Here is a 17,777-nt window from a genome sequence, read left to right as displayed (position 1 = left end):
ATCATTCAAAATTGCAATAGCTCTGCCTATTTTTTCACTGCAAGCACTGTATTTATCCCATAAGCTTTAAAAAGCTCTATACAATCCCTGTCTATTATCTCTCCGCTTGCAGCTATGGGTATCGCAGGGGGACAGGGTACTTTCACCGACGCGCAGATGCGCCCCTCAGCCTCATCTACGGGTATCTCCTCAGACGGAGCGAATGCGGCTTCACGTATGGCGAGAACCTTTCGCGGGAGCTTCGGCTTTACTATCGGTCTTGCGCAGTCTTTCCGTGAAGCTCCCGCCACCGCGCTCTCAAGAGCGGCACGAAGCCGCACAAAGTCAAGGTCGGAAGAAAAAGGCGACATGAGAAGCACCACAAGCTCACTATCGGCATATTCACATTCAACGCCCTCACCGCGAAGAAGCTCCGCAAGCTCTGTACCGTCATAGCCGCTTTCAGCGGCTTTCACAGTTATGTGAAAAGGCTCTCCCTCCGCGAATATAAGCCTTCCGCCGAAGCTCTCGCGGAGCGCGATTATCTGCGGCAGAGCCGCTGCGATATCATCACGTATGCTGTCAGCAATGTAACGATTGCACAGGTCAAGAGAAGCCATGATAAGATAAGACGGACTTGTAGAGCCGAAAAAGCTCATCGCCTGTTTCAGCAAAGGCGCATATTCACTGCATGAAGTGTGCAGAAACGCTGCTCCTGTCAGTGCAGGAAGCATCTTATGTGCAGAGTCGCAGCACAGGTCAGCTCCGAGAGCTATGGGGTGAAGGTTTTTCTCGAAAAAGGCAAGATGCGCACCGTGAGCATTATCCACGAGAAGCTTTGCTCCGTAACGGTGACAAAGCTCCGCAAGTGCAGCAATATCGGCAGTCCTGCCTGTATAATCGGGAGATGTTACGTAAAGGCAGGCAGGCTCACGGCTTGCTGAAAGCTCCCTCTCCACATCGGAAACAGCAAGCTCACCCGAAAGTATACCGCCGCTGTACTGCGGCATTATCCACGTTACATCAAGTCCTAAAAGCGCAGCCGCGTTGAGGAAAGCGCGATGAACGTTCCTTGCGGCGATAACTCTCCGTCCCTCGGTTTTCATTATAGCCAGCATAGCCTGTATGCACAGAGTCGAGCCCCCTGCCGAAAAAGCAGTAGCCTCACTTCCGTACAGCTTTGCGGTATTTCTCTCGCTCTCGGCGATTATTCCCTCAGCCTCAAAAAGGCTGTCAGCTCCTTTTATCTCGGTTATATCAAGTGAATACAGCTCCTCAAGCTCCTTTACGGGAGCTTTTCCCTTGTGCCCCGGCATATGAGCGCGAAGAGTCCCCGACGAAGCGTACTTCACAAGAAAGTCATACAAAGGTGTATCCATAGTCCCCTCCTCAGATGTAGTATTGCAGTATCCTAAACATTCTCATTCTGGCACGGGACATCACCGCGGAAACAGCCTGCGGCGACACTCCCAGCCTTTTGCTGATAGAAACGATATCAACGTCCTTAAAATAGTATAGCATAATTATCTCTTTTTGTCTCGGGGTAAGCTCATTATTAATAACTTTTAACAGTACTCGGCGAAGTCTCTGTGCATTTCCCTCCTCATCGTTATTGCAGCCCAGTATCATTCTAATGCCCTTATCAGCCTCGCCCGTGAAAGTATCGGTATAAGAGTTACGTTTCGACAAAGCCTTCACGCCTCCTCTTATACGCTGTAAGATGAGAGATCACCTCCTGCATCTCTCCGTGCTCGATATAGAGCAGATGTATGCGGCGGTCAAGGTCAAGCTCCCTGACTTTCGTTTCGTCACCACTTTCAATGAGAGTATTTCGCATTTCGGTAAGCTCGGAGATACGCTGTTTCACCATAAAACAGCTCTTGGTGTAATCGTTGATAAGCTTAGTCATAGTATTCGCCCCCTAATAGTAAATAAAAGAGCGCACGAGCAGCATATTGCTGCACCCTTGATAAGATAGCTTGCGAACTAATGTTCTATTCCTTGTAATCATATTATAGAACATCTGTTCTGATTTGTCAAGAGCTTTTTCAAATTTTTTTCGTTTCGACACTATACGACAAAAAAAGGAACTGCAATTGCAGTTCCTTTTTGCTGTTGTTTAAAATCCTCCGAAGCCATAGCTGTCGTATCCTTCAACTCTTACTACACCTGATGTAACAGTTGAAAGAACATTGCCATAATCGTCAAGACAGCTCACTTTACAGCGATATTTTCTATAATTTCGAGTTTTATAATTAGTACTCCAAGAGTATATATAACTATCGTATACATCAAAGTCTTTAATGTTGATTACATTACTACTGCCGCCTGTAGATATCCACTCTTCGGAGTAACCGTCATAATCAGTACACTCCCATTCATATTTATATCTGCCCGTACCGCCTGCAACTTTTATGCTGAGTGTTACGTCCTGAGTGTTTTTTATTGCTGTTGCACGATATTCACCCGTTTTGGAATCATAAAGTATCTCTCTGTTATCGCACTCGGTAATATCCTTTGTTATCTTGAGTTCATCTGTCTTTTTTATATTTATTGTATTAGTCGTTACTTTATTTCCTCTTGCATCTGTTATCACGCAATAAGCTGTTCCTGTGCCGTAAAATCTTATGCTGCTTCCTGTTACTGATGTTTCATTTCCGTTCCACATCCACTTATATGTATATGGCTTTACACCGCCGTTTACACTTACATAGGTATCATAATATCCGTCGCTTGTGCAGATATATCCGCTCTTTGGCTGTGATGCTATCTTTAACGGAGCTGCTGTGACCTTGACAGTCTTGGTCGTAACCGTTTTTCCGTTAGCATCGGTGATAACACAATATCCTGTTCCTGCGTTATAAACTCTCATGCCATTTCCTGTAAGAGAAGTCTCCTTGCCGTTCCAGTACCATTTAAACTTATACGGAGCCGTTCCGCCCTTAACATAAACGAACATATCGAAATAACCCTTGTCACTGTCGATTGTTCCGCCCTCTGGCTGGTCTGTAATTGTAAGTGCCTGTGTAACAGTTATAGCCGAAGTATCATATTCCTCTGTGGTATATATTGTTTTCTTTCCTGTTCTCCTGTTTATGAGAGTGTGAGGTGTTTTTACCGTTACCTTACAGTAATACTTTCCTATGGCTTTAATCGGATAGCTTGCGCTTGTTGCGCCGTTGATAACTGTGCTGTCCTTGTACCACTGATATGATACTGTGGAATTTGCGGGCAGGATCATGTCATCACAACGCTTTACCGTAACAGTTTTAGATGCACCGTCTGCCAGTTCAAAGCTTGCGCTGTCAAGATAAAAATTCACTCCTAATACGCTCATACTCTGAGTGCTTGTTACTCCCACAAATGATGCAGGATTTGCTGCACTTGCGGAAATAGCTGTTGCTCCGCATAAAAGGACTGCGGAAGAAAGTAAACACGCTGCTTTTTTCATAAATACTCTCATATCAAAAAACCTCCTAAAAAAATACAAGATCATATAAAACATTCCGCGCGCTGAACGTTTTTACCACCCCAAAAATTAATCCGCACCAATAATCTGTATTTATATTAACATTATTATTTAAATATAACAAGATGATGATTGTCATTAAGATAGTGACATTTGTCATTTTTTTCAACTTTATTGGCTCAGCCAAATAAAAAAGGGCGGAAATTATCCGCCCATGCTTATCAATTATTACTGCTCATCTGTCGGTTCTTCAACAGCTTCTGCATTATCAGCCGCCGCATCAGTGACTACCTGTGGCTGAGACTCGTCAACATAAACGATATCCTCATCGTTTATACTCTCATCAACAACAGGAACTGCCGCTGCAAGGTCCTCGCGTATACCGTCCGAGCAGGCACAAAGTCTCCTCATATCGATTATACCCGAGCAGGTAACGTCATCGCCGCTGCCCTTGCGAGTCATAGCAGGCAGGAATTCACCAAGCTGACGCACTCCCTCTTCCATGCCGTTCTCAACAAGAGTAAGAGCAAGTCCGCGGAAGAAGCCGAAAAGCTGTTCCTCGTTCCAGTATGAATTCTCAACTCCGTCCGTGCAGAGGAATACAGCCGCAGGCATAAGCCCCTTGGGAAGATAGAAAAATCTTGCCGAAAGTGCAGCGTCGTCCTGACACATAGAAGTTGTAACATTATCATAACAGCGCGGATCTTCTGGGATAGGAGCATAAACATTGCTGTCGCCGTCGATTATCACGCACTTTCCGTCGCCTATCTGCGCACCGAAAGCATAATTCTCGGTAACTGCCGCAAACACAAGAGTAGTACCGTAAGCTCCCAAATAATCGCCCTCCTCGTATCTTGTACGATATCCTGCGAACTTTTCGGGTATACGGTCAAGCTCCTCCTCGGTAAAAGGGTTATCAAGAAAATCCTTTTCCGTAAGGTCGTGCCAGCGTGCAATGATGCTGCGCCAGAGCTGATTGAAGAGCTGCTCGCGCTGACGTTCATCTTTCAGTATCTCATCAGCATCTTCAAGCCCCTCAAGGAACTCCTTTACACATTCCGCAGCACACTCAACAGCAAAGCGTGAGCCTCTGTCTGTACGCAGATAACAGAGACTTCCGTGACCGTCAGCAGCTGCTGCAAATGAATATTTCTCGAAATCACCGCAGAGAGAGCTGTCCTGACATATAAGCTCACGGCTCAGGTGCGATGCACCGATACTTGTCTGAGCAAAGGAAGAAAATCTCTCCATAACCTCACCTTACCAGTCGGATTCGTCCCAGTCGGCAGTATTAGCATCGCTGAGAGCATCATTTGTCTGAGTCTGAACGTCCTCAGCCAGCTTCTTTGATATCTCAACAGGGTCTGTATCGCTGTCAACAGTACTTGAATGGCTTGCGAAAACACTTGTGATAACGCTTGCCTTTTCTATCATAAGTCTGAGCTGATCCTTGTTCTTTACATCGAGAACAGTCTCAGAGCTTCCCGAAAAACGTGCAAGAACGTCCCTGTCTGCATCATCGCCGATAGCAAATGCTATCTTTATGGAACGCTTATACCAGTTATTCTTCTTGAGTGCGTCAAGTCCGCTCTCCCAGTTATCAGTAGGACCGCCGTCACTGAAAAGGAGTATTACAGGCGGATATGCACCTGCGGCAGTCTGTAGGAATTCATTTCTTGAAAGCTTTTTATCAAGCTCCTTGCAGGCAGCACCAAGGTCTGTAACACCGCAGGCTTCAAATGTCTTGAAGCGGTATCCCTCAGGGGATACAGGCTCGGGAGTTACCCATGAAGCACCTGTGGAAAATTCAAGGATCGCAATCTTTATCTCAGCGTCATCGCTTTCGTCACTTATCTCCTGTAAAGTCTGCATAACTTCTTCGAGAGCAGATTCTACCTGTCCTATCTTGCTGCCCTGCATACTTCCGGAAGTGTCTATGACATAGAAAAGTGTCATGACCTTTCTGACAGCAGGAGCGTAATCATCTAAACCTGGCATGATATATACCTCCGTTCATTATAATAACATAAAATAATTAACAGTTTTACATCTATACATTATATTATATCATGAAATATGCCTGCGGTCAAGTACGCAAATGTTCACACAAATTTAACATTTATCCCCGTGACATATGCCTGCATATAATGTATAATGAGATTATAGAGATCAGATCGGAGGGATATGGCTTATTTACAGCCGGATATGAATAAACAAGAGATCAGACGCTATATCTTCATAGCTCTTCTTGCTGTAATGGTATGCGTCATCGTACAGAATTTTTACGTATTTACAAAGCTCCTGTCAATACTTTTAGGAGCACTCAAACCATTGCTCATAGGCTTTTTCATAGCATATATCTTCAATATCGTAATGAAAGCCTTTGAAAAGCATTATCTCCCAAAGAGCACTTCGCCTTTCGTCGTCAAAACGCGCCGTCCGATCTGCCTTGTGCTTTCTTTCACGATAGCTGTGGCGGCAATAATACTGATAAGTTATATAATTGTCCCCGAGATAGTCAAGGCATTCGGCGTACTGTACGATGAGATACCTCCTGCCTTTACCAAAGTTAAGGAATTCGCTACAGACAAGCTGAACGAATACCCCGAAATACAGAAAAAAATAGAAAATCTCGAATTTGACTGGGCAAGTATTGCAGGCAAGCTGTCAAAAGTCCTTACCTCGGGAGTTGCAGGCATATTATCCTCTGCATGGGGAATAATAGGCGGAGTGACCTCAACCTTAACCAACATTATACTCGGTATAATCTTTGCAATATATATGCTTCTCCGCAAGGATAAGCTCATACGCGACATAAACCGTCTGAGACGCTTATGGTTCAGCGAGAGCATCAATCAGAAAACATCTCACTTCATGCAGACAGCAAACGAGACTTTCCAGAGCTTCTTTGTAGGACAGTTCATAGAAGCAATAATCCTCGGAACGCTCTGCTTCATCGGCATGAAGCTCCTGAAGCTGCCATACGCCGCTATGTCGGGAACTCTTGTGGGAGTTACCGCATTTATCCCTATAGTCGGTGCATTCATAGGTGCAGGACTTAGCGCGTTCATTATCCTTACGGAAAATCCCATGCAGGCACTTATATTCATCATCTTCCTGCTGATCTTACAGCAGTTTGAGGGAAACATCATCTACCCCAAAGTTGTCGGCGGAACAGTCGGACTTCCAAGTATCTGGACTCTTGCCGCAGTTACTATCGGCGGCGGACTTTTCGGTATCCTCGGAATGCTTCTTGGAGTCCCACTTGCAGGAACGCTGTATAAGCTCTCCTTTGAAAAGCTTGAAAGCGCGGAAGCCGAGCGCGGTATAGCTCCCGTTGATGAAAAGCCCGTGAAGAAGCCGAAAAACAAGCCTCAAAAAGCTGTAAAAACTAAAAAGAAAAAGTAATATCCCACGAAACACTGTTTCTTACTGCAAAATCTGTCAAATGCACAAATTGCCCTAACAAGTTCACAACATTTTTATATTCCAAAAGCCCCGACCGCCCAAACACTTCAATAAACCGATGAAGTCAAAAGGCGGTTTTCACATCGGAAAGATGTTTTGTAATCTGATAAAACCAAAAACACCGTTTTTTAGCCCATATAGGCATATACAGAGATTGACAAAAATTAATCAATGTGATAATATATCTATGGATAATATTTATGTTAAAAGGAGTAATGTGTTATGATCAATACATGGCCAAAGGAATGGGACGGCTTCAAAGAAGGCCGCTGGAGCACCACTTCCGTAAACGTTAGAGACTTCATCAAGAAGAACTACACTCCTTACGATGGTGACGAGAGCTTCCTCGCACCACCTACAGAAGCAACAAAAAAGCTCTGGGAGCAGGTCATGGATCTTTCCCGACAGGAAAGAGAAGCCGGAGGTGTTCTGGATATGGACACCAAGATCGTTTCCACAATTACATCACATAAAGCAGGATATCTCAACAAGGATCTGGAAAAGATAGTCGGTATCCAGACAGACAAGCCTTTCAAGCGTTCATTGCAGCCTTTCGGCGGTATCCGCATGGCTCAGCAGGCTTGTAAGGAGTACGGCTACGAAGTCGATCCCGAGGTAGTTGAGATATTCACAAAGTACAGAAAGACTCACAATCAGGGCGTATTCGATGCTTATACTCCCGAAATGAGACTTGCACGTCACTCCGCTATACTCACAGGTCTCCCTGATGCATACGGCAGAGGCCGAATCATCGGCGATTACAGAAGAGTTGCTCTCTACGGTATCGACCTTCTCATTGAGGACAAGAAGCATCAGATCGAGACATCATTAGTACGAATGACTTCAAAGAATATCCGTCTCCGCGAGGAACTTTCCGAGCAGGTACGTGCTCTCGGCGAGCTCAAGGAACTGGGCAAGATATACGGCTTCGATATCTCAAGACCTGCATCAAACGCGCAGGAAGCTGTCCAGTGGCTTTACTTCGGCTACCTTGCAGCAGTCAAGGAGCAGAACGGTGCAGCTATGTCTCTCGGACGTACTTCAACATTCCTCGATATCTATATACAGCGTGATCTCGAAAAAGGCATACTCACAGAGGAACAGGCGCAGGAGCTCATCGACCACTTCATCATGAAGCTCCGTATCGTCAAGTTCGCACGTACACCTGAGTACAATTCCCTTTTCTCAGGCGATCCGACATGGATAACAGAGTCTATCGGCGGCGTAAGCGTTGACGGTAATCACATGGTAACAAAAAACAGCTTCCGTTACCTCCACACTCTCGAAAACCTTGGAACTGCTCCCGAACCGAATATGACTATACTCTGGTCAACCAAGCTCCCGAGAAAGTTCAAGGAATACTGCGCTAAAATGTCGATCAAGACTTCGTCTATACAGTACGAGAACGACGACATGATGAGAGTTATCCACGGTGATGACTACGCTATCGCCTGCTGCGTATCATCAATGGTCGTTGGCAAGGAAATGCAGTTCTTCGGCGCAAGAGCAAACCTTGCAAAGTGCCTGCTCTATGCTATAAACGGCGGTGTGGACGAACGTCTCGGACTCCAGGTAGGTCCTAAGTTCAGACCTGTTGACACTGAGTACCTCAACTTCGATGACGTATGGGAAAAGTACATGGATATGATGGAGTGGCTGGCAGGACTTTACGTCAACACCCTCAACGTTATCCACTATATGCACGATAAGTACTGCTATGAGAGACTGCAAATGGCTCTCCACGACAGAGATGTAAAGCGTTATTTCGCAACAGGTATCGCTGGACTTTCCGTTGTTGCAGACTCGCTTTCAGCTATCAAATACGCTAAGGTAAAGCCTATCCGCAAGGATATCGAAATAAAGGACAAGGCAGGTAATGTCACAAGCGTTGCAAAGAACGTTGTAGTTGACTACGAGATCGAGGGCGATTTCCCGAAATACGGCAACAATGACGACCGCGTAGACAAGCTTGCTGTTGAAGTTGTCCGCAGATTTATGGACTGCGTAAGAAAGCATCACACATATCGTGACGGCGTACCTACAATGTCTATCCTGACAATCACTTCAAACGTTGTATACGGCAAAAAGACTGGTAATACTCCTGACGGACGTAAACAGGGAGTACCGCTTGCTCCGGGAGCTAACCCCATGCACGGAAGAGACACTCACGGTGCTGTAGCTTCGCTCTCATCTGTTGCAAAACTGCCGTTCAGACACGCACAGGACGGTATCTCCAATACTTTCTCAATCGTGCCTAATGCTCTCGGCAAGGATATGGAAGTATTCGCAGGAGAACTTGATCTTGACAAGCTCAGAGGAGAGGAAAAATGATAACTCCCGATATGCTCGGCAAGACCGATGATCCGTCAGAGCTTGCAGACCTTATTGATCAGCTCATGGAACAGGGCAGCGGTCATGTGAATATAGTCTCGGAAAACGGCTCGGAACTGAAAGTCAACACCGTAAAGAGTACCGACATATGTGGCACAAAGGGTGCTTGCTGTCAGCCCACCGAACTTGAACCCGACGATGACGACGAATTTTGATCAATTCATAATTAAAACTAATCGCCGTAAGGCGATACCACAATTATGCATTATGAATTAAGAATTACCAATTATAAAAAGGAGGATATATATGGATAACCAGAAACAGGTCGATAACCTCATTGAATTACTTGACGGCTACGTTGAAAAAGGCGGACACCACCTTAACGTAAACGTTTTCACACGCGAAACTCTCCTCGACGCTCAGGCTCACCCTGAGAAGTACCCACAGCTCACCGTAAGAGTTTCGGGCTACGCAGTTAACTTCGTCAAGCTCACAAAAGAACAGCAGGACGATGTTATCTCAAGAACTTTCCACTCTTCACTTTGATATTACAAAAGGCTGTACCAATGGTACAGCCTTTTTATCATGTTGAGTTTTTAGCGTAGATACGAAGAATTATGGACGCATCTACCGAATCCACCACGTTATCGCCGTTGACCATAGAACGTGCTCTCTCGCTGGATTTCAGTGTATACGGCTTTCCAACCGAAGTTGCGGCATACTCCTTCAACACAAGTGACGCATCAATGGAGTCGATCTTTCCGTCATTGTTAGTATCGCCGTAGTGCTCGGGATAATAAGCCACAGGGAAATTAGCCGAGCTGCCGAGGAACACCTGTGTCCAGTAGTATCTGCCCCCCGAATAAGCAACGCCAACGCCTATATACTGGAAATTCGTGCTCAGTATACTTGCTCTGTGATCGTTGGAATTCATCCAGCCGTTCATTACCGATTCAGGAGTCGTCTGTCCCTGAGCGATATTCTCGCCAAGATAGTTCCAGTCAAGCCCGAGGTCATCGACTACAGAAAGACCATTTCTGCCATCGGGACGAGTATGATCCCATAGCTTTACAGTCTCCTTAGCACGTATATCTGCCGCCCTTATCAGCTCAGGCAGCACTTTATAAGCAGGCAGTCCCCTGCTTGTACGCTCTTTGTTTACAAGCTTCATAACCTCGAAAGGAAAAGTGCTCATATTTGAGGAAGTTACAGTTTCGTCTGATACAGGTGACACGATAAATTCAGAAGTAGCTGCCGATGCAGCAGTCGGAATACATGATAGACCTGCAATTACTAAAGAAGTCAGGATCGCAGCTGTTTTTTTCATAATGATACCTCCATAATAACACAATTGCCGAACGTTATCAAAACGAAAGCGAAAACATATCCCAAAATAATTATAGCATATTTTACTGTGCAAGTCAACAAATCAATTCTAAAATATACATTATGCACAATCCGGAAGTATTTTAAACATCACAATAAACAAAAGGCTGTACCAATCGGTACAGCCTTGATGCTCGATAGTAATATAAATTACTTGATCTCGATTGTTGCGCCAGCCTCTTCAAACTTAGCCTTGAGCTCGTTAGCCTCAGCCTCAGAAACGCCTTCCTTGATAGCCTTAGGAGCAGCCTCAACTACTTCCTTAGCCTCCTTAAGGCCAAGACCGAGAACTTCCTTAGCAACCTTGATAACAGCCATCTTAGCGTCACCGAATGAAGCAAGGATTACGTCGAACTCTGTCTTTGCAGCAGCAGCACCGCCAGCAGCACCGCCAGCAGCAGGAGCAGCAGCGATAGCAGCTGTTACGCCGAATTCTTCCTGGATTGCGTCTACAAGCTCAGAAAGCTCGAGAACTGAAAGAGTCTTGATATCTTCAACAAATTTTGTGATCTTCTCAGAAGCCATGATAATAATCTCCTTTAATTATATTTGCCCTTATTGGGCTGATTTAAGCTGCGGAGCATATCTCCGCAAATGTGTGATGAAGAATGTTACTGCTATTATGCAGCCTCTTCTTCCTTCTTCTTGTCTGCAACAGCGTTGAGTGTAGCTGCCAGCTTCTGAAGGGGACCCTGCAGAGAGCCAACGAGCTGTGCGAGAAGAGTGTCCTTTGAAGGGATCTTGGAAAGAGCAATAACTCCAGCCTGATCGTAGACCTCACCTTCAACGTATCCGGCCTTGAGATTGAACTTCTCATCGCCGGCCTTCTCAGCGAACTTACCAAGGATTCTTGCAGGAGCTGTCTGGTCATCGTTAGAAACGGCAAGAGCAGTTGTACCGTTGAGAGCTTCTTCAAATCCCTCGATACCGCATTCCTTGAAAGCACGGAGAAGCATTGTGTTCTTTTCTACAAAGTAGTTAACGCCAGCCTCACGGAGCTCTTTTCTGAGCTTAGTATCCTCTTCAACAGTGATACCCTTATAGTCAACGAGAACGCCTGAAACGGAATTCTTGATGACCTCGGTGAGTTTCTCGACCTTAGCCTTCTTTGCTTCGAGTACAGCATTGCTTGGCATAGTTTGTATTCACCTCCGAATGAAATTCATCGTATTCAGAGAGCAATAAAAAAGCCCATTCCGACAGCGCAGAATGGACAATGATAATTCTATCAATTGCTATTCCTCGGCGGGACTTACTGAGCTTTCGCTCTGCCAGCTGTCTTTAGAATACGATACTGTTATTTCACAGCTTGATTATTATACCATATAATTTCCCGTTTGTCAAGCATTTTCTTCAAAAAAATCAAAGAAAAAAGAGCACCTTGCGATACTCTTTTTCTCTATACTATTTTATTCAAAAAGGGGGGGTTATCCTGTAACGATCAGTTCAGATCATACCTGGTAAACTTTGGGATTTTTTACATTAAAGAATATTTTCTTCTGGTTTGTCCTTGTATTTACAACAAGGAAGATGTTCTCTCTGTCTATATAATTAGGATTTGCGTGCATGAGCCCGTCAAGATTTGCGTAGTATACTTTTAGATCATCGCCTTTGACCAGTGTTTTTCCATTTGCCACAAATCTTCTGCCTTCGCCAAAAAACTTTAATTTAAACTGTCCGTTCCATACTACGACATTAGCACCGTTCTCGACGACCTGAAGATTTGCATTTGCTGCCTTGGCAGTCAATGTCGGATCTGATGTGCCGTTTGTCAATGCTGCATATGATGATGCTAAAAGTGAAAGTGCTGCGACTGCACCGATAATATTATTTTTCATTATATATATTTCCTTTCAAATTCAAGATCACTTTGCTGCTTTAAGTGCCATAAGGCAATCGAGATATGGTCTGAGGTTAAAACCGTATTTGTCATAGCCCTTGCTATTAAGTGCTACTGTCTCACCGACCTTGTATATTCTTGCCTTTTGGTTTATGAGGTTAATATTAGCAAGCTTAACATCATCTGCCAGCTTCCATACAATACCGTCTTTAAATGCAATAAAGTTCTTTCTTACACGGAATAATCTGTAAAATTCATTCTTAACAGGGTTTACTGCCTTGACATTATCATCTGCTGCGGCTGCCTTAGCTGTAAGAACAGGTGTTGATGAAGTTGTGTCTGCGTTCATTGCTGCTGATGATGTTGCTAAAAGTGCAAATGCAAGTGCTGCTGCGTTATACTTTGTGTTCATTAAAAAAATTCCTTTCATTATATGTTTTTTATTCTCTGCGGCTTTTTGCCGTATTCATCTTACAGTTATTATTATACCCACCTTCAGCTTTTTCTCAATAAAAAAGGAGTGAAGCAATACAAAGCAGGAGTAAACAGTAATTATGATAAAAAAAGTCCGCAAAGGCCATTGCCTTTGCGGACTCACTATCTTAGATCAAATTTTATATTACTTTTTAAGAGCAGCCTTTACTGTCTTAGCGATGTTCTCAGCTGAAAGGCCGAACTCCTTGAGGAGATCAACAGCAGGACCTGAATGTCCGAACTCGTCGTTTACACCTATCTTTATAACAGGAACAGGACAGCAGCAAGTTACTGCCTCAGCTACTGCTGAACCGAGTCCGCCGATGATGCTGTGCTCCTCAGCAGTAACGATGAGACCTGTCTCCTTAGCGCACTTGCAGATAAGCTCCTTATCGAGAGGCTTGATAGTGTGGATATTTACTACTCTTGCAGAGATACCCTCAGCTTCGAGAGTCTTTGCAGCTTCTACAGCCTCATTTACCATAAGACCTGTAGCAACTATAGTAACGTCCTTACCGTCCTTCATAACAACACCCTTGCCAAGCTCAAACTTGTAAGTTGCAGCGTCATTGATAACAGGAACAGCAAGTCTGCCGAAACGCATATATACAGGACCGTTGAAGTCGAGAGCAGCCTTTACAGCAGCCTTAGCTTCAACATCATCACAAGGATTGATGATAGTCATGCCCGGGATAGTTCTCATAAGAGCGATATCCTCGTTGCACTGATGTGTAGCACCGTCCTCACCAACAGAGATACCTGCGTGTGTAGCACCGATCTTTACGTTGAGATGTGGATAGCCGATAGAGTTTCTTACTATTTCAAAAGCTCTTCCAGCTGCGAACATTGCGAATGTGCTTGCGAAAGGTATTTTGCCGCAGGCTGCAAGACCAGCTGCAACACCCATCATGTTAGCCTCTGCGATACCGCAGTCGAAGAAACGATCGGGATAAGCCTTCTTGAATATACCTGTCTTTGTTGCAGCAGCAAGGTCTGCATCGAGAACTACTAAATCCTTATATTCCTCGGCATACTCCTTGAGAGCCTCGCCGTAGCTTTCTCTGGTAGCCTTTTTGATTACATCTGCCATGATAATTAGTCCTCCAATTCCTTTAACTGCGCATTCAGCTCTGACATTGCCTGATCGTACTGTTCCTTGTTAGGAGCTGTACCGTGCCAGCCTACCTGATTTTCCATGAATGAAACGCCCTTGCCCTTTACAGACTTCTGAATGATAGCAACAGGCTTGTCCTTTACTGACTCAGCCTCTGTGAAAGCTCTGTCGATATCGTCAAAGTCATGAGCGTCCATAGTGATAACGTGCCAGCCGAAAGCTGCGAATTTATCTGTGATAGGCTCAGGCGAGCATACCTCAGTTATAGGACCGTCGATCTGGAGTCCGTTGTTGTCTACGATAGCAACGAGGTTTGTGAGCTTCTTGTGAGCTGCAAACATAGCTGCTTCCCATACCTGACCCTCTTCGATCTCGCCGTCGCCGAGGATAGTGTATACCTTATATGACTTGCCGTCGATCTTTCCTGCAAGAGCCATACCGCAGGCAGCAGAGATTCCCTGTCCAAGCGAACCGCTTGACATATCAACACCTGGGATATGGATACATGGATGTCCCTGTAAGAGCGCACCGATATGACGGAGAGACTTGAGCTCTTCTACAGAAAAATAGCCCTTCTGTGCAAGTACAGAGTAAAGAGCAGGAGCTGTATGTCCCTTTGAGAGTACGAGACGGTCTCTGTCGGGAGCGTCAGGATTTTTAGGATCGTTGTTCATCTTGTTGAAGTAGAGGTAAGTCAGGGTATCGCTTATCGAGAGCGAGCCGCCCGGATGACCTGATTTAGCGTTATATGTGCCTTCGATAACGCCCATTCTAACCTTGCAGGCTGTTTTCTGCAATTCTTTTTTGATATTTGCGTCCATATTGACCTCCATGATCTTTATTTAACGGCATAACGCCGTGATTTGTTTGACAGCAGAAGGCGGGTGACTCGGTCGCCCCCTAATATTGCTCATGTACCTAACTTTTCAATGGCTCATAATATTGTCGCAGGTACAAAAAGCAATAGCAATAATTATTAATTATTCAGACAGCCGCCCGCCCCTGCAAAAAAAGCTATGTATTTATTATACCGCAAAAATTGTATCATTGCAAGACTTTTCTTGCGGTTTATATTCATCAGAATATCATCATCACAAGTACGATGAGATAAAATATGAGAAATCCCGTACAAGCTATGGCAGGAAATGCAATGAGCATCTTGTTCTGTTTCTCATGTAAAGTCCCTCTGAGCCTTAATGCTTTCATAAGCAGGAGCGATGATATCCACATAGGTATCGCCCATATCGCCAGTCCCAGAGTTGCCGCATCGCTCATAGTGAAGTCAGCCGTTGATGACGAGCTTCTTCCGTAGAGCGTTCCGTATACCAGCATAGCCAGAAGTCCGACCATGATCAGTATCATTATTATGTATGTTGTTATTGCCGCCTTTTTTTTCATTGTTCTACTTGCTGCACCTTTCGATTATGTAGTCTATAAGCTCAGCTACCGCACCGTTTTCATTGGTACATTTTAAAACGAGGTCTGCCTTCTCCTTTACGCTGTCCTGTGCATTTGCAGGGCAAGCTCCCACATCGGCTTCGACTATCATCTCTATATCATTGTCGAAATCGCCGACAGAAACGAAGGTGCAGCCCTCCATTCCTCTGAGCTTTCTGTATTCTTTAAGTGCCGAGCCCTTGCTTACTCCGCTCGGGAGCATTTCAAGGAATATATCCGATGACTTTACGAAATCAACGTCCTCAAAGTCAAGCTTGCCTGTCAGTATCTGCATATAATCAACATCTTCGGGAGCAAGCGAAAAAAGCACTTTCAGCCAGCCGCCGTCGGATATTTCATCAAGCTCGGCATAATTCGGCACGATATTGCACAGCTTCGTGTGGAGCTGCTGATAATCCGTATTGCTGAAAACGTAAGTGCCGTCGGTTTTCAGCACCTCTCCGCCTGCCTGGGGCATAAGCTCAAGGAGCTTTCGGGTATAATCCTTAGCCGCAGTGGTCAGAGGCTTGGTATAGAGCGTTTCTCCGCTGACATAATCATAGATAGCCGCTCCGTTATACATTATGATAGGGTATTTAAGTCCGAGTGTGCTGCGGAACTGTGTGAAAGACTGTATTGTACGTCCCGTAGCTACAGTAAACCGTCCGCCCAGCTGCGTGAAATGCTCAATTGCAGCTCTGTCAGCAGCGGTTATCTCCTTCTGCGAATTTAGGAGAGTTCCGTCCATATCGCTGAGCAGTACGACTTTCGATATATCTTCAAACAAAGGTATCACTCCTACATTTTCTCAAGCTTTCTCAGGACAGCAGTGAAGTATTCGGGCAGTTCGCTCTGAAACTCCATATACTCACCTGTTGACGGGTGGATAAAGCCTATCTTACGCGCATGAAGACACTGTCCTTCAAGTCCCTTATATGGCTTTCCGTAGACATCATCTCCCAGTACGGGGTGTCCGATATAGCTGAGGTGGACTCTTATCTGATGAGTCCTGCCCGTTTCAAGTCTTAGTCTTACGTGTGCATAGCCGCTGTACTGCTTTATCACGCTGTAATGAGTAACAGCATTGCGCGAATTTTCGGTAGTCACGCACATCTTCTTCCTGTCGGTCTTATGCCGCCCGATAGGAGCGTCAACAGTTCCCTCAGTCTCCTTGAAGTATCCGCAGGCAACTGCCTCGTATTCTCTTGTAAAGCTGTGGACCTTTATCTGCTCCGCAAGCTTTAAGTGAGAAGCGTCATTCTTCGCAACGATGAGAAGTCCGCTTGTGTTCTTGTCGATACGATGTACGATACCGGGGCGTATAACGCCGTTTATGCCCGAAAGGCTGTCTCCGCAGTGATGAAGCAAAGCATTGACAAGTGTACCCGTGTAATTACCGTGAGCAGGGTGTACCACCATGCCCTTTGGCTTGTTCACCACAAGCAGGTCATCGTCCTCATAGACGATATCCAGCGGTATATCCTCGGGAACAGCGTCCATAGGCTCGGGCTCGGGTATCTCAACGACTATCTCCTCGCCGCCTTTGAGCTTCATGTTCTTGCTTACGGCTTTGCCGCCCGATGTGACCATGCCCTTTTCGATAAGTCCCTGTGCTGCCGAACGTGTCAGCTCAGCAATATTGTCCGAAATATACTTGTCGATACGGCTTCCTGCGTCCTCGGCAGAAGCTGTAAGGACTACCTGCTCATTCATTTTCAGCCGCCTTTTCTGTCTCAGCTTTCTTTGCCTTTTCTATCTTTGGATCAATGAAGATACCGTAGATGAGAAGCAGCACAAAAGCCACAGTTACGCAGATATCTGCCACATTGAATATAGCAAAGTGGAAGAGCTTTACCTCGAACATATCCACAACATATGAGAAGCGGAAACGGTCTATAAGGTTGCCGATGCCACCTGCTATGAACAGTGTGAGCGCGATATTCAATAGCTTTGAACGTCGAAATACTTTGAAGAGCAGGATAATACCGCCTATCACCACAAGGCTCGTAAAGCCTACGAGGAACCACCTCTGTCCCGACATACTTCCGAAGATAGCACCGTCATTCTCCAGATAGGTAAGGTCTATTATCTTAAAATCGCCGAAGTGTATGAATTCCTTAGTGCCCACGGGTTTGAGTTCATGTATTGCCCAGTATTTCACAAGCTGGTCAGCTCCTACAAGAGCCGCTGCCATCAGTACAAGAAGTATAGCCACGTTGTTTTATCCTTTCAATAAGACAGCCTGCCGACTTTTTCAGCCGACAGGCAATATAGTACTA

21 protein-coding genes are annotated in these 17,777 nt (G+C 45.2%); 4 read left to right on the top strand and 17 right to left on the bottom strand.

Translation table 11 applies throughout. The features are described from left to right. Positions 1-26 precede the first annotated feature (26 nt). The 6 genes from BLW60_RS04045 to BLW60_RS04020 form a co-directional block, all read right to left on the bottom strand. On the bottom strand, positions 27-1,358 hold the full coding sequence (locus BLW60_RS04045; protein WP_074714599.1) for an aminotransferase class I/II-fold pyridoxal phosphate-dependent enzyme: 1,332 nt from the start codon (positions 1,356-1,358) through the stop codon (positions 27-29). Positions 1,359-1,368: 10 nt separating this feature from the next. Beyond that, positions 1,369-1,677: an RNA polymerase sigma factor gene (locus BLW60_RS04040; protein ID WP_242872823.1), complete on the bottom strand. Its 309-nt coding sequence runs from the start codon at positions 1,675-1,677 to the stop codon at positions 1,369-1,371. Next, positions 1,655-1,888: a hypothetical protein gene (locus tag BLW60_RS04035; protein ID WP_074714597.1), complete on the bottom strand. Its 234-nt coding sequence runs from the start codon at positions 1,886-1,888 to the stop codon at positions 1,655-1,657. The genes BLW60_RS04040 and BLW60_RS04035 overlap by 23 nt, the downstream gene beginning before the upstream one ends. 210 nt (positions 1,889-2,098) lie before the next feature. Beyond that, positions 2,099-3,442, bottom strand: coding sequence for a hypothetical protein (locus BLW60_RS04030; protein ID WP_074714596.1), 1,344 nt, complete (start codon positions 3,440-3,442; stop codon positions 2,099-2,101). 234 nt (positions 3,443-3,676) lie between these two features. After that, a complete protein-coding gene (locus BLW60_RS04025; protein WP_074714595.1) occupies positions 3,677-4,699 on the bottom strand; it encodes a PP2C family serine/threonine-protein phosphatase in 1,023 nt (340 codons plus the stop codon). Positions 4,700-4,708: 9 nt separating this feature from the next. After that, positions 4,709-5,446, bottom strand: coding sequence for a vWA domain-containing protein (locus BLW60_RS04020; protein WP_074714594.1), 738 nt, complete (start codon positions 5,444-5,446; stop codon positions 4,709-4,711). A gap of 207 nt (positions 5,447-5,653) precedes the next feature. Between BLW60_RS04020 and BLW60_RS04015 the strand changes: the two genes are divergently transcribed. From BLW60_RS04015 to grcA3, 4 genes are all read left to right on the top strand, one after another. Further along, positions 5,654-6,856 (top strand): AI-2E family transporter, encoded by a 1,203-nt coding sequence (locus BLW60_RS04015; RefSeq protein ID WP_207645906.1) that lies wholly within the window; start codon positions 5,654-5,656, stop codon positions 6,854-6,856. 282 nt (positions 6,857-7,138) lie between these two features. Next, positions 7,139-9,247 carry a formate C-acetyltransferase gene (gene pflB, locus BLW60_RS04010; RefSeq protein ID WP_074714592.1) on the top strand — a complete coding sequence of 703 codons (2,109 nt, stop codon included), beginning with the start codon at positions 7,139-7,141 and terminating at the stop codon, positions 9,245-9,247. Then, positions 9,244-9,462 (top strand): hypothetical protein, encoded by a 219-nt coding sequence (locus BLW60_RS04005; RefSeq protein ID WP_074714591.1) that lies wholly within the window; start codon positions 9,244-9,246, stop codon positions 9,460-9,462. Before pflB ends, BLW60_RS04005 begins: the two co-directional genes overlap by 4 nt. A gap of 91 nt (positions 9,463-9,553) precedes the next feature. Next, positions 9,554-9,793 carry an autonomous glycyl radical cofactor GrcA3 gene (gene grcA3 / locus BLW60_RS04000; protein WP_019679089.1) on the top strand — a complete coding sequence of 80 codons (240 nt, stop codon included), beginning with the start codon at positions 9,554-9,556 and terminating at the stop codon, positions 9,791-9,793. A gap of 37 nt (positions 9,794-9,830) precedes the next feature. On the opposite strand, the gene BLW60_RS03995 is transcribed toward grcA3, so the two are convergent. The 11 genes from BLW60_RS03995 to lspA form a co-directional block, all read right to left on the bottom strand. Beyond that, entirely contained in the window at positions 9,831-10,574 is a 744-nt protein-coding gene (locus BLW60_RS03995) for a CAP domain-containing protein (RefSeq protein WP_074714590.1), read from the bottom strand. 209 nt (positions 10,575-10,783) lie between these two features. Then, entirely contained in the window at positions 10,784-11,158 is a 375-nt protein-coding gene (rplL, locus tag BLW60_RS03990; RefSeq protein WP_019679085.1) for a 50S ribosomal protein L7/L12, read from the bottom strand. Positions 11,159-11,253: 95 nt separating this feature from the next. Further along, positions 11,254-11,769, bottom strand: a complete 516-nt coding sequence (gene rplJ / locus BLW60_RS03985) for a 50S ribosomal protein L10 (protein ID WP_074714589.1) — start codon at positions 11,767-11,769, stop codon at positions 11,254-11,256. Between the two features lie 315 nt (positions 11,770-12,084). Then, positions 12,085-12,471 carry a hypothetical protein gene (locus tag BLW60_RS03980; RefSeq protein WP_074714588.1) on the bottom strand — a complete coding sequence of 129 codons (387 nt, stop codon included), beginning with the start codon at positions 12,469-12,471 and terminating at the stop codon, positions 12,085-12,087. A gap of 27 nt (positions 12,472-12,498) precedes the next feature. Further along, positions 12,499-12,885, bottom strand: a complete 387-nt coding sequence (locus tag BLW60_RS03975; RefSeq protein WP_074714587.1) for a hypothetical protein — start codon at positions 12,883-12,885, stop codon at positions 12,499-12,501. A gap of 207 nt (positions 12,886-13,092) precedes the next feature. Next, positions 13,093-14,037 carry a transketolase family protein gene (locus BLW60_RS03970; protein WP_074714586.1) on the bottom strand — a complete coding sequence of 315 codons (945 nt, stop codon included), beginning with the start codon at positions 14,035-14,037 and terminating at the stop codon, positions 13,093-13,095. 5 nt (positions 14,038-14,042) lie between these two features. Beyond that, a complete protein-coding gene (locus tag BLW60_RS03965; protein WP_028518669.1) occupies positions 14,043-14,882 on the bottom strand; it encodes a transketolase in 840 nt (279 codons plus the stop codon). A 256-nt stretch (positions 14,883-15,138) separates the two neighbouring features. Further along, entirely contained in the window at positions 15,139-15,459 is a 321-nt protein-coding gene (locus BLW60_RS03960) for a hypothetical protein (RefSeq protein WP_074714585.1), read from the bottom strand. Positions 15,460-15,463: 4 nt separating this feature from the next. Then, entirely contained in the window at positions 15,464-16,285 is an 822-nt protein-coding gene (locus tag BLW60_RS03955) for a Cof-type HAD-IIB family hydrolase (protein ID WP_074714584.1), read from the bottom strand. Between the two features lie 11 nt (positions 16,286-16,296). Further along, positions 16,297-17,211, bottom strand: coding sequence for an RluA family pseudouridine synthase (locus BLW60_RS03950; protein WP_074714583.1), 915 nt, complete (start codon positions 17,209-17,211; stop codon positions 16,297-16,299). Next, positions 17,204-17,713: a signal peptidase II gene (gene lspA / locus BLW60_RS03945; RefSeq protein ID WP_081348109.1), complete on the bottom strand. Its 510-nt coding sequence runs from the start codon at positions 17,711-17,713 to the stop codon at positions 17,204-17,206. Before lspA ends, BLW60_RS03950 begins: the two co-directional genes overlap by 8 nt. Between the last annotated feature and the right edge of the window lie 64 nt (positions 17,714-17,777).

It is taken from the genome of Ruminococcus flavefaciens (assembly GCF_900108555.1).
In the GTDB taxonomy this organism is placed as follows: domain Bacteria; phylum Bacillota; class Clostridia; order Oscillospirales; family Ruminococcaceae; genus Ruminococcus; species Ruminococcus flavefaciens_P.
The sequence above is the reverse complement of the archived record's forward strand: the minus strand, read 5'-3'. Positions and strand labels throughout refer to the sequence as shown.

Excerpts from the sequence above, each read along its gene's own strand:
- BLW60_RS04025 (WP_074714595.1), bottom strand. The coding sequence starts at position 4,699 with ATGGAGAGATTTTCTTCCTTTGCTCAGACAAGTATCGGTGCATCGCAC.
- BLW60_RS04030 (WP_074714596.1), bottom strand. The coding sequence starts at position 3,442 with ATGAGAGTATTTATGAAAAAAGCAGCGTGTTTACTTTCTTCCGCAGTC.
- BLW60_RS03995 (WP_074714590.1), bottom strand. The coding sequence starts at position 10,574 with ATGAAAAAAACAGCTGCGATCCTGACTTCTTTAGTAATTGCAGGTCTA.
- BLW60_RS04035 (WP_074714597.1), bottom strand. The coding sequence starts at position 1,888 with ATGACTAAGCTTATCAACGATTACACCAAGAGCTGTTTTATGGTGAAA.
- BLW60_RS03965 (WP_028518669.1), bottom strand. The coding sequence starts at position 14,882 with ATGGACGCAAATATCAAAAAAGAATTGCAGAAAACAGCCTGCAAGGTT.
- BLW60_RS04020 (WP_074714594.1), bottom strand. The coding sequence starts at position 5,446 with ATGCCAGGTTTAGATGATTACGCTCCTGCTGTCAGAAAGGTCATGACA.
- rplJ (WP_074714589.1), bottom strand. The coding sequence starts at position 11,769 with ATGCCAAGCAATGCTGTACTCGAAGCAAAGAAGGCTAAGGTCGAGAAA.
- BLW60_RS04015 (WP_207645906.1), top strand. The coding sequence starts at position 5,654 with ATGAATAAACAAGAGATCAGACGCTATATCTTCATAGCTCTTCTTGCT.
- pflB (WP_074714592.1), top strand. The coding sequence starts at position 7,139 with ATGATCAATACATGGCCAAAGGAATGGGACGGCTTCAAAGAAGGCCGC.
- BLW60_RS03980 (WP_074714588.1), bottom strand. The coding sequence starts at position 12,471 with ATGAAAAATAATATTATCGGTGCAGTCGCAGCACTTTCACTTTTAGCA.
- BLW60_RS03975 (WP_074714587.1), bottom strand. The coding sequence starts at position 12,885 with ATGAACACAAAGTATAACGCAGCAGCACTTGCATTTGCACTTTTAGCA.
- BLW60_RS03970 (WP_074714586.1), bottom strand. The coding sequence starts at position 14,037 with ATGGCAGATGTAATCAAAAAGGCTACCAGAGAAAGCTACGGCGAGGCT.
- BLW60_RS03960 (WP_074714585.1), bottom strand. The coding sequence starts at position 15,459 with ATGAAAAAAAAGGCGGCAATAACAACATACATAATAATGATACTGATC.
- BLW60_RS04005 (WP_074714591.1), top strand. The coding sequence starts at position 9,244 with ATGATAACTCCCGATATGCTCGGCAAGACCGATGATCCGTCAGAGCTT.
- BLW60_RS03950 (WP_074714583.1), bottom strand. The coding sequence starts at position 17,211 with ATGAATGAGCAGGTAGTCCTTACAGCTTCTGCCGAGGACGCAGGAAGC.
- BLW60_RS04045 (WP_074714599.1), bottom strand. The coding sequence starts at position 1,358 with ATGGATACACCTTTGTATGACTTTCTTGTGAAGTACGCTTCGTCGGGG.
- grcA3 (WP_019679089.1), top strand. The coding sequence starts at position 9,554 with ATGGATAACCAGAAACAGGTCGATAACCTCATTGAATTACTTGACGGC.
- rplL (WP_019679085.1), bottom strand. The coding sequence starts at position 11,158 with ATGGCTTCTGAGAAGATCACAAAATTTGTTGAAGATATCAAGACTCTT.